The sequence below is a fragment of the Scytonema sp. HK-05 genome (assembly GCF_963872035.1).
Taxonomy (GTDB): Bacteria; Cyanobacteriota; Cyanobacteriia; order Cyanobacteriales; family Nostocaceae; genus Kalymmatonema.
Map to the genome: position 1 here is coordinate 15,616 of NZ_CAWMYC010000079.1, position 15,949 is coordinate 31,564.

Sequence of the window (15,949 nt, forward strand, 5' to 3'; positions counted from 1 at the left end):
AGGGGCACAGCAGTGCTGTGCCCCTAGCATGTGGTTTGGTAGAGTGAATAGCATTGGCTTGTGCAAGCCTCATCATGCCTTAATGTCACAGATTTTTGAAATCGTTAACCAGTCTCCAAACTCTGTTGCGCCAAAATTGTCTCCCACTCAAACTGAGAAAGTGGTTGCACCTCTAAGTGCATATCAAAACAATCTTCAGCAGCAGTAATTAAAGCGGCAATAATCTTTTCAGTATCTAATTTCTGCGAAAGTTGCACAGGAGTAAAAGATTCTGTGCCAAATACTTGAGTAAATAACTCAGCATCAGGGTGTAAGCGGATGGAACCATGTTGCAAAATTGTCCCACCCCGTCTTAGTTGGGCGCTACCAATGAATTTAGTACCATCTGGCAAAACCAAATCTGCACCTGTTGCAGTGCCGAAACAGTTGGGGTTATGGATGTAACCGCGCCCAACTGTACCGTAGTGCAATTCTATGCCAAGCGATCGCCATCCTTGAATCAAAAAGGAGCAAATTTTTTCGTACACCTGGACACGAGTCCCAATCAGTCCAGATGTCACGACAGCATAAGTTAAATCACCTTGATGCAACACCGCCCGTCCCCCTGTGGGACGTCGCACCAAGTCCACTTTTTCACCTTGCCAAACAAGATGCTGCCAATGTTCGGGATATTTATGTTGATGGTAGCCCAAGGAAATGGCAGGTGGCGACCAAGTGTAAAACCGCAAAGTTGGAGGATGTCCCGACTGATGCTGTTCTAACAACCAGCGGTCGATCGCCATCTGCATCTTACCAGAGGCGTTTAGTAACGGAATCAGTCGCCACACAAAAGTCAAGCAGCACCAAACTCCGATTCTAATGCTTCGTCGTTATTATCGGCGATCGTTGCCACCACAGTAATTATGCGGGAAACTTCGCTAGGAGACAAATCTGCTAAAGTGCGTGTTGCCAGTACGACAACCTGATTTTCAACGATCGCAAAACGCGCTTCAAAGGTGCCAGATGCGTTCATCTCCAACAAATGCCGCGTTAACCTGGGTTCATCTTTGGCTGGTAACTTGAGCACTACAGACCAAACTGTTAATGTATCTTCATCGGTTGGTCCCGTCAGTTGGACAAACACTTCCACCGTGCCGTACTTGAACTTCCACCGGTTCCCACCTTCTGAAGGATGACTCACCATTGCGCTGTCATCTTGTTCCAGAGTGTCGATAACGTTTTCGATGATCTCCACGTAGTTGATGTGCTGAGTTTCTTCGATAATCTCATTGATGAGTTCACCGGTTGATGTGGATTCGTTTGCAACCGTTTCTGGATTGGATTGGTAACTTGTCATATGGATATTTGCCTCAACAGGATAATTGTTACACCTAGACATACTTTATAGCTTGTGATTTGCTAATTTTTAGCTCCTTAGGTAGTAGGCTGACCAAATCAGTGAACAGTGAACAGTTACCAGTTATGAGTAAGAGGATTTGCGCTACATTCTAATCCAGTAGTGAGGATGCGTGAATTTATGTCTCCTGTTTCCCAAACTGTCCAAAGTCATGATATCCGTCAGTTGGGTATGTTCTCCATATTTTATGAGTGCAAAATAAATACAAGTGTCTAAAAGCCTTCAATATGAGCCACTGCCTGAATCCCAATTGCCAGAAACCCGCCAGTAATCCACCAACGGCAAAATTTTGTCAAAGTTGTGGCACTAAGCTGCTGCTGAAAGACCGCTATCGAGCTATTAAGCTCATTGGTCAGGGTGGTTTTGGCAAAACCTTCTTAGCGGTAGATGAGGACAAACCATCAAAACCGCCTTGTGTCATTAAGCAATTTTTTCTTGAAGCGCAAGATACGAACAACACCCAGAAAGCCGCTGAGTTATTTGAGCGAGAAGCATTGCGGCTGGATGAGTTGGGCAAACACAACCAAATTCCAGAGTTGTTCGCCCACTTTAGCCAGGATAATCGCCAGTATTTAGTACAAGAGTTTATAGATGGGCAGAACTTAGCTGAAGTCCTCGCAGAACAAGGGGCTTTTAATGAAGGACAAATTCGAGACTTACTTAATAGTTTGTTGCCTGTACTTAAGTACATCCATAATCACTCTGTGATTCACCGAGATATTAAACCAGAAAACATTATCCGCCGCAATGATGGACAATTAGTTCTGGTTGATTTTGGAGCTGCTAAGTATGTTACAGTATCTTCCGTGCGACAAACAGGAACGAGTGTTGGTAGTCCAGAGTTTGTCGCTCCTGAACAACTTATGGGTAAAGCCATTTTTGCCAGTGATTTGTATAGTTTAGGCATAACTTGCATTTATCTACTCACTCAGGTTTCTCCTCTTAACCTATTTGACATATCAGAATATGATTGGGTGTGGCGGCAGTATTTGGTGAATAATCCAGTCAGTGATGAACTGGGTCGAATTTTGGATAAGCTCATACAACACACTACCAATTGCCGCTATAAATCAGTAACTGAAGTACTACAAGACCTGAATCCTACATCTGTACAGCCGCTCAGTGTTGGTCATTCTAATACTATAAGTGTTGGTCATTCTAATACTATAAGTGTTGGTCATTCTAATACTATAAGTGTTGCTCATTCTAATACTATAAATTACGCCTCGTTTCGGGACATCCACACCCTTAGTCATTCAGATGCGGTTTTTGGTGTTGCTTTTAGTCCGGATGGACAGATACTTGCTAGTTGCAGTGGCTACTGGGATAAAAGCATTAAGTTATGGGATGTAGATACTGGGCAACAACTTTGCACATTTCAAGGGCTACTTGATGGGGTTCGTTGCGTGACTTTCAGTCCGGATGGACAGATCCTTGCTAGTGGTGGTAGCTCTAGAGATCCAACCATTAAGCTATGGGATGTTAGCTCTGGGCAGAAGAAAAAAATTCTTAAAGGGCATTCACATGTTGTTTATTCTCTTGCTTTTACTCCAGATGGACAAACCCTTGTCAGTGGCAGTCAAGATAAAACGATCAAGCTATGGGATGTCCTTACAGGACGCGAACTCAGCACCATCAAGTATCATCACTGGGTGCGTTCTGTGGCTGTCAGCCAGGATGGACACATTCTTGCCTGTGGTAGTAATGACCAAACTATTAGGCTGTGGAATATGCTGACAGGACGACAACTTTGCACTCTCAAAGGACATTTTTTTGGAGTTAGTTCTGTTAAGTTTAGTCCAGATGATTTAATCCTTGCAAGTGGCAGTGATGATCGAAGTGTCAAGTTGTGGAATGTTCACACCGCCGAAGTAATTTATACACTTAATAGGCATTCAAGTGCTGTTTTTTCCATAGCCTTTAGCCCAGATGGACAAATTCTTGCTAGTGGCAGTGATGACGACACTATTAAGCTGTGGAACGTTATGACAGGGGAAGAAATTTGCACTCTCAATGGGCATTCATCGGGGGTTAATTCTATTAGGTTTAGCCCAAATGGAAAAGCTCTTGCAAGTTGTAGTTGGGACAATACTGTCAAAATTTGGCAGTGCGATTAAGTGCAACAATTGAAAAAAAATGTGAGTTAGTTAATGCAGCAATCGGGGTGTTGCTTGCGCTAAGTCATGCGACATGCAGGGAGTGTTACAGGACTACAACAAAGCATATACTAAAATATAGTCAAAATGTCTAAAATAGTCAAAGTTTAAGTCTTACTATGCAGACCTACACGCTCACAGATGCTTGTGACAAACACGGTGAGGTGTTTGATAAGGCTTATTTGATTCATTTCACATCTTTAAAATGTCTTTTGACGATTACACAAATTACCTGTGTGGTTTCGTCGGTTTGTGAAAGATAGTTTGTTTGGTGCGGCGCAAAAGTTACTTGATGGGTTAGTGCGACAAGATGTACAGATGATTGAGGAGGAACAGCAAGCGTATTTGCAGAATCCCCAGAGGCGAGGTTATGAGTTGAATCGAGCGTTGGTGAGCGTGCAAAGGTTGATGAGGAGTGAGGTTGAGCATAGGGAGTAGGGGAAGTAATATATTAAACAGCACTAAGCGTAAGTAAGTCGGCAAGAAAAAACCAAACTATGTAAAGAAAAGTAAAATTTCTGTATTTGGCTCTTAGTAGCGCTTCAGCGCTAAAGCGCTACTACAAACCAGTGATGATTATTTGCGCCGACTTACTTAGAGAACGCAAAAAAGTTTCCATAAAACCTCTTTCATAAATACCCAACTAAATTTCGGTTGGCAAAATAAATACAAAGCTTCTCAAAACCCTAGAGTATGAGCTATTGTCTGAATCCTAAGTGCCTAAGTCCCCAAAATCCAAATGATGTAGAATTTTGCCACCATTGTAAATCTCGGTTACTGATCAATCAGCGTTACCGTCCCTTGGAGCCAATTGGTCGAGGTGGTTTTGCTAGAACCTTTAAAGCTATAGATGATTACAAGCCGTCTAAACCATACTGTGTGATTAAACAATTTCATGGTAAAGGCTTTGATGATGCGGAAAAATCAAAAGAGTTATTTCATCGAGAAGCAGTATTACAAGAGAAGTTAGGTAAGCATCCCCATATTCCCGAACTATTTGCACATTTTACGCAGGATGATTACCTGTATTTGGTGCAAGAATTTATTGACGGACGCAACCTGAATCAGGAACTCAAGGAGAAAGGCACTTTCAGCGAAGCCAAAATTTGGCAATTACTTGAGAATTTACTACCTGTATTGCAGTTTGTCCACAAGAATCAGGTAATTCATCGAGACATTAAGCCTGAAAACATCATACGCCACAGTGTTGATAACAGGCTTTACTTGGTGGATTTTGGTATTGCTAAACTTGCAACTGAACCTATCTTACCCAAAACTGGAACAGTAATCGGTAGTGAGGGGTATACTGCCCCAGAGCAACACGAAGGTAAACCCCGCTTTACTAGCGATCTGTACAGTTTGGGTGCAACCTGCTATCATCTTTTGACTTGGGCTGACCCCTCTAGGCTGTTGTATAGCTGGGTAGATTGGCAAAAAGAGTTAACAGACAGATTAGAAACGAGAGATATCAGTGATGAACTCATCCAAATACTAAACAAGCTATTGCAACCAGACATTAGCCAACGCTATCAATCAGCAGAGCAAGTTCTCCACAATTTAGACCGAGAAGGCATTCAAGCAACTACTGAGCCACCGCTAGTTTTTCCAACATCAGCAGCCAAAACTCAACCAGAATTTTGGAAATGTGTAAATACTTTCACTGGACATCAATGGGATGTTTTCACTGTCGCAATTAGTCCCGACAGTCAGATACTTGCCAGTGGTAGCAGTGACCACACAATCAAAACTTGGGATCTGCAAACTGGAACAACTCTCTACACTAAAGTACACCATACAGGTGAGCGTTCAGGAGATGTTTATTCCATTACTTTTAGTCCTAGTGGAGAAACACTTGTTAGTGCTAGTTGGGGCAGTGCTTATTATGCCCAAAGAACTACCATGACAAAGACAATTCAATTGTGGGATTTAATCACTATGGAAGTGCTTCGTAGTTTCCCTGGGCATTCAAGCAGCGTCAACTCTGTTGCAATTAGTCCCGATGGGCAAACTCTTGTTAGTGGTAGTGGAGATAAGACAATTAAATTGTGGGATCTGCACATTGGAAAACTCATAAACACACTCACTGACCATTCAGAATCGGTTAACTCAGTGGCTATCAGTCCTAATGGTCAAATTCTTGCCAGTGGTAGCACAGACACAACTATCAAGATTTGGCATTTTGCTACTGGAAAACTCATAAACACACTCACTGACCATTTGAAATCGGTTAAGTCAGTGGCTATCAGCCCTGATGGTCAAATTCTTGCCAGTGGTAGCACAGACACAACTATCAAGATTTGGCATCTTGCTAGTGGAGAACTGCTAAATACGCTCACTGAACATTCAGAATCAGTTAACTCAGTAACTTTCAGCCCTGATGGTCAAATTCTTGCCAGTGGTAGCACAGACACAACTATCAAGATTTGGCATCTTGCTAGTGGAGAACTGCTAAATACGCTCACTGAACATTCAGCATCGGTTAACTCAGTAACTTTCAGTCCTGATGGTCAAATTCTTGCTAGTGGTAGCGCAGACACAACTATCAAGATTTGGCGTTGTGATTAATCTGCTAAAAGAAATATAGACAAAATGTACAAAATAGTCATGATCAATATTAACTCAGACTATGCAGACCTACGCTGTCACAGATGCTTGCAACAAAGACGGTGAGGTTTTTGATAAGGCGATCGCTACCTCCAGCTAAAAAAATCAAGCAACTACCAAGCTCTGCATCTGCCCACAACCGCGATCGCCCAAAAGGCACTGCGCTACAAGCAGCGATCGCTCCCTCAAGAAGTGCCATTCGCCTAAATTCCAACTTCACCCAGTGCGCGTATCGCTTCGTCGGAATGACCAACCTTTCGTAGTGGTGTAACAATGTCGCGTTCCAGATCCGGTACATAGCAAGCAATCAAGCTTGCCGTTCCGTCCTGCTGAGTGGGCATGATTCGCACTAAAGTAGGGGCTGTCTTACCGTATGGCAGAGCACAGAGAACTTATATCTGTATAAAAGCTTACAACCTTTCCTTCTGCCCTCTGCCCTCTGCCCTCTGCCTTTCTTCGGTCATGTTGAGCGGAGCGAAACATCTGGTGGAGATTCCTCGCTACACTGCATTTCGCGACTAATGACATTCACGTTTTTTGAATGAATGCAAGAAGTCTATTGTCTAGCCCAATTCTGGTAGTTTAGTAACCTTAAACCGCAGACGATGTAAGCCACCAGATTAAGGTGCCAAGACCAGCAACAATAATGGTTGTGGTCACCGGATGCTTCTCAGCCTTCACGTAGAGGCTGCCTGATCGAATCCAGCCTTGGTGAGTCCCCCGCTCATGCATGCCGTAACCCGCGTGATAAAGTGCATTGTCTTCTCGATCGCGCGAGGGGCGATCAGACTGTTGCGAGGGAAACGCCCAAAGCTCTATCAACTTGTCCGTGAGCCGTGGTGAGATACCAGCCAACACCGCCAGAGCCTTGGCTTGGAAACCGACGAACATGTCTCTCTTTGGATGTTCTGCTGAATACAAGATTGCTTCAGCGACCGCTTCGGGTGGGTAGATCATGCCGCGATGCGCGGGTTGTTTTGGCATGTAGCTGCGGGCATGTTCGTTGTATGGAGTGTCAATCCGTCCGGGGTGAATCAATGTTACTGATACAGGAGCGCCTTCAGCCTCCAACTCGGTTCGCAGGGCATCTGTCCAACCATGCAGCGCATGTTTTGAAGCCGAATAGGTGGACTGAACCGCCACCGCTCGATCGCCCAGAAAGCTGCCAACATTGATTAACGCCCCACTGCCGCTTTGGCGCTGTTTGAAGTGGTTGACGGCGGCGCGGGAGCCATACACAACACCCCAAAAGTTCGTGTCAAACATGCGCTTCATGTCGGGGATTGAAACATCCATGCAGCGACCAAAGATGGATACGCCTGCATTGTTAACCCACGTATCAAAGCCGCCAAATTCAGCGATCGCTCTTTGGGCGATGCGATTCACATCTTCTTCTTGCCCGACATCAGCGACGACATAGATCGCCTGCCCGCCAAGCCCGCGAATTTCATCAACCAGTTGACGCAGGGCATCTTCATTTCGTGCTGCCAGGACAAGCTTTGCGCCCTGTTTTGCTGCCATTCTTGCGGTCACTAAGCCAATGCCACTAGAGGCACCTGTAATAACAACGACTTGGTTTCGCAGAGGTTTCAGTGAAATAGCCATGACTTTTCATGCAAACAAGATTTTTGTACGTTTATTTGTCATTGGGCATAAAGCAGAACGTCAGAGTACAGCTTTATGCGGCTTCAACTTGTGGTGAGTCAAGTCTTGAAGGTGAGTTGATCGCGTCAACGCTAAGATTGGTCTACTGCTCGAGTGCCAATCTGTTATTACCCATGGACGATTGCCGCGCCAACCCGCTCGCCGGACTGCTGGAGGAAGTTTGCGATCGTCGCGTTGAACTTTTCTGGTTCGTCGTGAAAGAGCATATGGCTGCTCTCTTCAAAGAACACGGTTCGTGCCTTCGGCATGTGTTCGCCGACCCACGCTGGTCCTTACCAGGGAAAGGTGCTGTCCTGGCGCGCCACCAGCACCAGTGCTGGAACGTCCAAAACGGGGAGAAGGTCACGCCAAAAACCTGATCGTCATGGAAGGACGGGCTGACCGCCAGTAACGGGAATAACCGCACCCGAAACGTAACTGGCTTCATCTGAAGCGAGCAGCACATATATCGGCGCGAGTTCCGCTGGCTGCGCGGGGCGCTTGATTGGGTACTGCTGCCCGAACTGTGTCACCTGTTCGTTTGGCATTGTCGCTGGGATCAAGGGTGTCCACACGGGACCCGGCGCGACACTGTTAACCCGGATGCCCTTGTCAGCAACCAATTGCGCTAACCCACCAGTGAAGTTCACGATCGCTGCTTTGGTAGCCGAATACGCCAGTAGTTTGGGCTTCGGTTCAGATGCATTGATGGAGGCGGTATTGATGATGGCGCTACCTGGCTGCATGTGGGGCACGGCGGCTTTACACAGGTAGAACATCGCGTAGATGTTGGTTTTGAATGTGCGGTCGAACTCCTCTGACGAAATCTCATCGAGGCTCTCTCGCGTCATCTGGAAAGCAGCGTTGTTGACGAGGATGTCGATCTTGCCGAATTCGTTACGCGCCTGCTCAACGATCTGTTGACAATGGGCTTCTTGCTGGATGTCGCCTGCGATCGCGACGCACTTGCGCCCCTCCTTCTCAACGATACGAACGGTTTCCTGCGCGTCCGACTCTTCATTGAGATAGGCAATCAACACGTCAGCACCTTCGCGGGCAAAGGCAAGCGCGACTGCCCGCCCGATACCAGAATCGCCACCGGTGATGATGGCGGCTTTGCCTTGCAGTTTTCCGGAACCCTGATAGGAATTTTCGCCGTAGTCCGGCTTCGGGTTCATCTGTGACTCTAGTCCCGGCTCCTGTTGTTGTTGTTCGGGAAACGGCGGCTTCGGTCTTTGTTCCTGTAGGTTTTGTGAGGTCATTAACTCTCCTTTCAACCGAGTCTTGAGTAAAGTAAGCGCGCATACGCATAGATCTGCTCGAACGAGAGCAGCTAGCGCAGCATCTGCTGTGGTTCTTATGCGCGTTGTTTGTTCTTGCTAGTTAACAATTAACTGGGTATTACTTTACCCAACCTCTAACTACAGAATGAGATTAGTTCTAATTTCTTGTGTGTTTCAAAATACATTTGTATTTGAATGAATTGGCAATTTCCGAGAGCGCAAACGCATCTAGAATTAATGCTTTATGAAACTTCAATAAGCGTTTTCAGCTAAAAGAGCTAGAAAAAAGAGATATCAGTGCTACCTAATGTATAGCAGAAGATTAGAATGGCTCAATTAGGAGCTTATCAGCTTCAATTTCTAGGAGAGTAAACTCACTACCGCTGAAAAGTAATGTGTAAAATTCAAACTATCTTTGATTCAAAAACAGCCTTGTCTTGCAGCTAAATTTTTCGTTCAATATTTTATACTGATGCAGCAATGTGGTTTGATGGAAGCGTTGACCACAGATCATCACTTTGAGCAAGCTGGCTTCATTCGTCTTTTGAAATGATAAATATTACAGTTGTTAATCGATTGGTGCGTTACGCATACGCTAACGCACCCTACAATTAACTTCAAATTCAAACTTTAGCAGCAGCAACGCTTGGAAGGTTCACTTTCAACCGCTTAAACATCGCCTCCCGCGCTTGCATAGCAAGGGGATCATCCAGAGATGACAAAGTGATAGGCTGTTGATACTTCAACCGCAACGCTGTTTGAATCAGCCAGTCGGCGACAAAAGGATTTTTCGGTAACAGAGGACCGTGGGAATAAGTGGCGATCGCATTCTGATAAAATGCTCCTTCTGTCCCATCCTCACCATTGTTGCCCAACCCGTACGCTACACGCCCCAGTGCTTCCACTTTTCCCAGCTTGGTGCGTCCGCCGTGATTTTCAAAACCAATCAAATAAGCTTTACTACCCGTCATCTCTTCCAAGTCTCGCGCCAGACGAGTCGCTGTCACTTCTATGACCAAATTGCCAATACAGCGACGGACATTTTCCCCAGGATGCACGGACACCAAATCTAATATGCCCAAGCCTTCAATGCGCTGTCCAAAACCTGGTTCATAATAGTGTCCTAACAACTGGGGTGAACCACAGGTAAACACTCCTGGAGTTCCATTTTCAATCTTCTCGCGTATTGCTTCTGCTTTCGCACCCTGCAAATCGCGCATAACTATTTCTTGCTGACGATCTTGTGCGCCACCACCGACAATCACATCTACCGAACGAATATCAGTGACTGTAGCACTTTGATCTAAAGGTAAGACTTTGACATCGTATCCTCGCCACTGACTGCGGCGTTCTATACAGATGACATTACCTCTGTCACCGTAAGTACTCATCAGCTTTGGATACAGCCACCCGATTGTTAACTCATACTGTTGATCACTCATATCTCTTAACTCCTAACAAATCCACAGACGCGCTGTTTGAAGCATCTCTACAATTCATAATTTTCCCCAACTACGGTCAGATAATCCGGTGAATATCCAAAACTGGTGGAGCAATATCGTTTTGGGTCAGCATATCGTAAATCTGACCTCAATGGTGTATTTGATGGTTAAAAAAGTGTGTCAGTAATATTTGCGGAGAACATGGGGACATCCAGACGTAGAGAAATCCTCCGGGTAGTGCTAAAAAAGTAATGATGCATTCTCTGAGGGGGCGACACACCTCACAACGGATGCGGATATAAACACCGACAATCTCACGCGTGCCTGCGTCGAGTGCTAACCAAGCCCATTGCTTGTTGCCTTTATTGTCCACAAATGACCACACCTCGTCGCATTGAATGGTTAGCCTCCTCTTTTTTTCGGTTTCACGAAAATTACTCAAGCAGGCGAGCGCCTTTGCGGCGGGCGCGGTTGTATTAGACGAAGTAGCTGGTTTGTTTGTATAAAATACCGCGCCCGCCGCAACCATGCATTGCGGGTTTTCTATGAGTAGATAGGTCAGTCGCAGGTCAATTTTGAGCTTTCCTCAGTCCAGGGGTGTCACTTGCACGCTTCGTGGCACAAGAGCATATTACTCATTGATATAGGTTTGCAACCATTGCTCACAAACCTGAACTGCCCGTGCAATTCCAGCAAGTGAAATGCTCTTAAAGTTCGCCAATAAAGTCAATCACTGCGTCAATTCCTGAAAATTTTCCACTAATGATGCATTATTAATGATAGGTATCTTAAAGTCTTGTTCAATAGGTATATCTGAATAAATTAGAGGAAATTTATATTCTAGTTCCTTATTTTCATTTGCAATTCTATTTAAATAATTGGCATAAATTATAGTCTCACAATTTTGAACACTCATGGTTTTTCCAAAAACTCCAGCCCCATAGGCTAATAAAAGTTCCTTTTCTGGGTTAAATCTATCTAAGCCCTTTTGGTATGGAATGACAAAATCTGGAGTTGCGGCTATTCCAAGTACATCGGCTACAAAGAGAGTGCGGATTAGTTTTCTATCGTAGCATAGCTCATCATAGGTTAAAAATTGATTTTCTACTATCCGACACCATATATTAATAGGAGCTTCTAAAATACCTGGGACACTTGATTTGATCGATTCAAAAGTAAATGGAGTAAGACTGATACCGACTTTACTTCTAACATAGTCTATCTCACTGACACCTTTCTTGACCTTTTCCGCAGCGCAACTTACAGCTTCTTTAAGGCTGTAGTCGCAAATATTCACGACAAAATCTTTGTTTTCTATTATGTTTTCATATGTATCGTTATTATTTCTAATTCCTATGGCAATTCTTGGAGGCTTATGTGAAGCTTCCATAAATAAACAATAGGGAGAAAGATTTATATATTTTTTATTTTGATTTGTTCCTACAGTAGAAACTAAAGATACGAGGTTGGGTCTCAGAATTAGCCTTAAGCTTGATTTACTATCACACAACTTTTTCATGGCTTTGTCTTCCAAATAAAATAGACTGTTACTGGTGTTCGGATACAGAGGTTTTCCTGGTCGTAGCAGTTTGTCGTTGAGACAATAGCTCTGTATAAGTTTAGGGAAAGGGCAGGAGAAAGAAGTACAGACAGGCAGTCGGGATATAAATCTCCCTTCACTACCTCTTCCAACCGCCCTCGTATTGTTTTGAAGCAAAGTAGAAAATCTTTCCAAGCGACTCCTAGTCGCCGTAATACTGGTGCTTAAGTAGCAAGTTTAGATCAGTCTAATTCACTATCTCTCGCTGATAGCTGAACGATGACAAATTACTTTTCTTCAATGAGACCTTCTATTTCAATAAGTAACTCTGAGCGGCATATATCTGAGTGTAAATAAACGATATCCTTTTCTTCGGCATTGAAGAGCTTTTGAGTCAGTTCTTGAACTATTGTTGTGTCTACTTCATTTTTAATGTAGACCTTAAAGGTTCGGTTATATTTTGAAGGATCAGGAATCCCTCTACCAAATCCCAAAACTTCAAACACTAAACCCATATTATCAACAGTTGTGTAAATTTGCTTAGTGATATCGTTGATCCCTACTGATTCGTGTCCCTTAACGCTGGCTGTTCCAGACAAATAACCTATTCGTTTTCCACCCTGAAAAGTCAATGTACCTCTGGCGAAACTGGGTGCTTTAGGTCCATATTCTTTAGGATAAGAGGAAGCTGAGACTTGTTCAGGGTTTTCAACATGAACAGCCTTCTGTTTACCTGCAACAAAATAAATACAAAGTTTGTTATCATTGATTCCTACAGCTGTGGCAGATGGCAATTTGTTGTCTAAATCTGAGCCATAAAATTCTTCAAATGCCAATGAACGACCCTTGCAGTAAGACTGGTAGTTTTCCAAACCGGAAGTTTCGCCAATAATGTAAGGAACATAGTTGCAGATGCGAAAGAAATTCCAATCTTTAGTCAATCTCAAAAGATTGTGGTAAATTTCATAAGCATCTTTTTCTAACGGAAAGCTAATGTCTTTTATCAAAGTCCCAACTAGCTTATCTTCTGTCTCGAAAAGGTAAAAATCTGAGTCTTGGTATATTTTTCCTGATTGAGAAATTAAATCCTCTATATTTTGCTGACCCAAGACAGGAATTTTTAAGTACAAGTCGATAGTGTTGTCTTTTACTATAGAATAGGTTTGCTCTTGTCCATATAAGACTCGAATTGTTTTGGTTTCAGTAGCGACTGATGTAATCATAGCAATACACTCCATTTGTATATTTGGATGATCTTGTTTAGTACGAGGTATCCTGGCAGGAAAAAGAGCATCTCGGTCTGTTTACATCTTGCACAAACAAAAGGTAATGTTGTTTTTACACTCAGTAGTAAACCTGAAGCTCTTAATTTATCGATAAAAGCCAAGAAAACTGATGTAACTTTATGCGCTGCTTTAGACTCGGTCTAGCTTTATACGGATAGATGCAAGATATAAGCCTGCCAACTGAATCGTTTATTATCCATCTGGTTACCTTATTTCACTATTTTTTTGCAGCATAACTGGCAACTCTTGGAGCAGATTGCTGCAACGAGATATCTTCTAGGGAGCTAGTTGAGAGCAGGTTCTGAGACCAACGACCAACAGCTTTACCAATCACAGCCATCTCCTGGGTTAATGTCTCATATCGCTCCAGAGTCAGAGACTGGGGACCATCTGAGAGGGCAAGCTTCGGGTTCGGGTGAACCTCGATCATAATGGAATCTGCCCCAGCTGCGATCGCCGCCATAACCATTGCTGGTACATACTCAGCCCGACCAGTTCCGTGGCTAGGGTCAACCATAATTGGTAGGTGAGTGAGCGATCGCAAGACAGGTATAGCTGCAAGATCCAGCGTATTCCTTGCATATTGCCGATCAAAGGTGCGAATTCCTCGCTCGCACAAAATCACGTTTGGGTTGCCTGCTGCCAGAATGTACTCCGCAGCCATCAGCCAATCTTCAATCGTGGCGGCTAAACCTCGCTTCAACAGAACCGGCTTACCCAAGGCACCTACTTTCTTCAAAAGTGAAAAATTTTGCATATTGCGCGCACCAATTTGGATAATGTCAGCGACCAAAGCAACTTTATGTAGATCTGCTGTATCCATAACTTCAGTGACAATACCCAAACCTGTAGCCTCACGTGCTTTGAAGAGCAAGTCTAAAGCACTCTCACCATGTCCTTGGAAAGCATAAGGAGAGGTTCGCGGTTTATAAGCTCCACCGCGCAAGAACCTAGCACCAGTTGCCTTGACTCGCTCGGCTGTCTGCACAATCATTTCTTCATTTTCTACTGAGCAGGGCCCAGCTACTTGCACTATCGGATGGTTTTGACCAAAGGCCACCAATCCATTTGGTGTTTCTACAAATACTGAACTCGGCTCTCCATGGCGGAATTGAAGACTAGCCCGTTTAAAGGGGTGATTTATCCGCAGAACTTGCTCAATAAAGGGACTTATTTGTTGGATTTGTAGAGGCTCGAGATCTGCCGTATCACCCACCAAACCAATCACCACTTTTTGCTTGCCTGAAATTTTTTCTAATGTAACGTTCCAGTTGGATAACTCTTTGCAGATTCGTTCAATTTCCTGGGCAAGAGCCTCAGGTTTCATAATTACAATCATGAATTGGAACCTTCACTTCAAGTTCAACAATATTACATTTTTTGTCTTCAAATGTCCAAAAAATCACCTAATTAGTATTATTTAATGATGATGAGAATAGCTTATAAATTAATAGATAAAAAGTCAAATAGTTTATTTGTATAACCTTTATAGTTTTCCTCTAATTTCATATTAGTGTTATATGGCATATTAGCAAACTAACAGAGGAAAAGTTAAAAACGTCAATAGAGCAGAGCGCGACCCAACTGACACTCCGCTCTATACTGAAAAAACCAGCTTTTTATGATTTCTCACCCTTCAGGTAACGGTCGTTAAACAGAGGAATTAACACCTCCTCTAAAAATTAGAATTTAGCTGCATTTGCTTTAGGAGAAGCCAAGGACTTTTCGGTGAAGTACAAGGTTGAAAATTCTTGAAACAGATTAACAGTCTTTAAATTTTGCTCAGACCTGCATGCAAGAACAACTTGGCGAATTAGATTAAGGTCTGAGAAAGGTAAATGTACTATACCAGGCATACTACTATGAGTCGGTACGACTGCTAAACCAATCCCTAATGCAACAAGAGCATTAGCAATTTCGTCATCCACTACCTGGTAAGTTATTTTCGGATAAATAAATCTTTCCACAAATAATCTCTGCAAGTCCCCTCGTACCTCACATCTAGTCTGATCTATGTATGGAAGTCCATGAAGCTCACTAAAAAATAATGATTTCTTTTTGGCTAGGGGGTGTTCTTTGGCAATTGCGACTACATAATTCTCTTGGAACAAGATTTGCGCTGTTTTTCTGTCTTCCTTATCTTTGATGACACTAATCGCTAGGTCGATTGCGCCTATTTCCAGCCAGTTTTGTAATTCTACCATGTCGCCACTTAGTTGCTCAATGATAATATCTGGATAAACTTTGCTAAAACTGCTTATGAGCTTGGCTAGGGGAACTATAGGCAGTGTGTGAAGGATACCGAGCTTTAGTGTATTGTCAGTATCGTGAGTGTAGCGTAGTTCAGTTTTTACCGCTTCAAATTGGTTTAAAATGTCTTGGGCTTTTTCCATAAAGTATTTTCCTGCAGAAGTTAGTAGGACATATTTTTTACCTCGCTCGAAGAGCTTTACCCCAAGATTTTCCTCTAGCTTTTGAATACCTACTGATAGTGAAGGCTGAGTGATAAATAGGCGTTCCGCTGCTTTGGTGAAACTGCCCGTTTCAGCCACTACAAGAAAATATTTGAGCTGATTTAAGTTCATATTAATTGAAGCT

15 protein-coding genes and 1 pseudogene are annotated in these 15,949 nt (G+C 43.6%); 4 read left to right on the top strand and 12 right to left on the bottom strand.

Annotated elements, in window-relative coordinates; translation table 11 throughout:
• Positions 1–104: 104 nt before the first annotated feature.
• Positions 105–788, bottom strand: a complete 684-nt coding sequence (locus AACT52_RS10540) for a lipoate--protein ligase family protein (RefSeq protein WP_083630244.1) — start codon at positions 786–788, stop codon at positions 105–107.
• Positions 789–832: 44 nt separating this feature from the next.
• Entirely contained in the window at positions 833–1,336 is a 504-nt protein-coding gene (locus AACT52_RS10545) for a YbjN domain-containing protein (protein WP_073630663.1), read from the bottom strand.
• A 287-nt stretch (positions 1,337–1,623) separates the two neighbouring features.
• Here AACT52_RS10545 and AACT52_RS10550 point away from each other — a divergent pair, with 287 nt between their 5' ends.
• The 3 genes and pseudogenes from AACT52_RS10550 to AACT52_RS10560 all read left to right on the top strand — a co-directional run bounded on the left by AACT52_RS10550 (position 1,624) and on the right by AACT52_RS10560 (position 6,117).
• Positions 1,624–3,513, top strand: coding sequence for a WD40 repeat domain-containing serine/threonine-protein kinase (locus tag AACT52_RS10550; RefSeq protein WP_073630665.1), 1,890 nt, complete (start codon positions 1,624–1,626; stop codon positions 3,511–3,513).
• Between the two features lie 200 nt (positions 3,514–3,713).
• Positions 3,714–3,990 (top strand): annotated as a pseudogene (locus tag AACT52_RS10555) (aromatic ring-hydroxylating dioxygenase subunit alpha); the annotation flags it as partial.
• 255 nt (positions 3,991–4,245) lie between these two features.
• The gene (locus AACT52_RS10560) at positions 4,246–6,117 is read left to right on the top strand and encodes a serine/threonine-protein kinase (RefSeq protein WP_073630667.1); all 1,872 of its coding nucleotides are present in this window, start codon (positions 4,246–4,248) and stop codon (positions 6,115–6,117) included.
• Positions 6,118–6,166: 49 nt separating this feature from the next.
• Here AACT52_RS10560 and AACT52_RS10565 read toward each other — a convergent pair whose 3' ends face one another.
• The 3 genes from AACT52_RS10565 to AACT52_RS10575 form a co-directional block, all read right to left on the bottom strand.
• The gene (locus tag AACT52_RS10565; RefSeq protein WP_073630668.1) at positions 6,167–6,355 is read right to left on the bottom strand and encodes a hypothetical protein; all 189 of its coding nucleotides are present in this window, start codon (positions 6,353–6,355) and stop codon (positions 6,167–6,169) included.
• A gap of 4 nt (positions 6,356–6,359) precedes the next feature.
• Positions 6,360–6,497 carry a hypothetical protein gene (locus tag AACT52_RS10570; RefSeq protein ID WP_198940897.1) on the bottom strand — a complete coding sequence of 46 codons (138 nt, stop codon included), beginning with the start codon at positions 6,495–6,497 and terminating at the stop codon, positions 6,360–6,362.
• 250 nt (positions 6,498–6,747) lie between these two features.
• Positions 6,748–7,761 carry an SDR family oxidoreductase gene (locus AACT52_RS10575; protein WP_073630671.1) on the bottom strand — a complete coding sequence of 338 codons (1,014 nt, stop codon included), beginning with the start codon at positions 7,759–7,761 and terminating at the stop codon, positions 6,748–6,750.
• Between the two features lie 173 nt (positions 7,762–7,934).
• On the opposite strand from AACT52_RS10575, the gene AACT52_RS10580 reads away from it, so the two are divergent.
• Positions 7,935–8,180 (top strand): hypothetical protein, encoded by a 246-nt coding sequence (locus AACT52_RS10580; protein WP_158054602.1) that lies wholly within the window; start codon positions 7,935–7,937, stop codon positions 8,178–8,180.
• A 3-nt stretch (positions 8,181–8,183) separates the two neighbouring features.
• Here the strand turns inward: AACT52_RS10580 and AACT52_RS10585 are convergent, their stop codons facing one another.
• The 7 genes from AACT52_RS10585 to AACT52_RS10615 all read right to left on the bottom strand — a co-directional run bounded on the left by AACT52_RS10585 (position 8,184) and on the right by AACT52_RS10615 (position 15,936).
• A complete protein-coding gene (locus tag AACT52_RS10585) occupies positions 8,184–9,062 on the bottom strand; it encodes an SDR family oxidoreductase (RefSeq protein WP_073630675.1) in 879 nt (292 codons plus the stop codon).
• A 644-nt stretch (positions 9,063–9,706) separates the two neighbouring features.
• Positions 9,707–10,525: a type 1 glutamine amidotransferase gene (locus tag AACT52_RS10590; protein WP_073630677.1), complete on the bottom strand. Its 819-nt coding sequence runs from the start codon at positions 10,523–10,525 to the stop codon at positions 9,707–9,709.
• Between the two features lie 148 nt (positions 10,526–10,673).
• Positions 10,674–10,898, bottom strand: a complete 225-nt coding sequence (locus AACT52_RS41335; RefSeq protein ID WP_443216629.1) for a hypothetical protein — start codon at positions 10,896–10,898, stop codon at positions 10,674–10,676.
• 357 nt (positions 10,899–11,255) lie between these two features.
• Positions 11,256–12,044 carry a flavin reductase family protein gene (locus AACT52_RS10600; RefSeq protein ID WP_073630682.1) on the bottom strand — a complete coding sequence of 263 codons (789 nt, stop codon included), beginning with the start codon at positions 12,042–12,044 and terminating at the stop codon, positions 11,256–11,258.
• Positions 12,045–12,352: 308 nt separating this feature from the next.
• Positions 12,353–13,288 (bottom strand): chorismate transformation enzyme, FkbO/Hyg5 family, encoded by a 936-nt coding sequence (locus AACT52_RS10605; protein WP_198940898.1) that lies wholly within the window; start codon positions 13,286–13,288, stop codon positions 12,353–12,355.
• Between the two features lie 280 nt (positions 13,289–13,568).
• Positions 13,569–14,690, bottom strand: a complete 1,122-nt coding sequence (aroF, locus tag AACT52_RS10610; RefSeq protein ID WP_073630686.1) for a 3-deoxy-7-phosphoheptulonate synthase — start codon at positions 14,688–14,690, stop codon at positions 13,569–13,571.
• 343 nt (positions 14,691–15,033) lie between these two features.
• A complete protein-coding gene (locus tag AACT52_RS10615) occupies positions 15,034–15,936 on the bottom strand; it encodes a LysR family transcriptional regulator (RefSeq protein ID WP_073630688.1) in 903 nt (300 codons plus the stop codon).
• Positions 15,937–15,949: the final 13 nt, after the last annotated feature.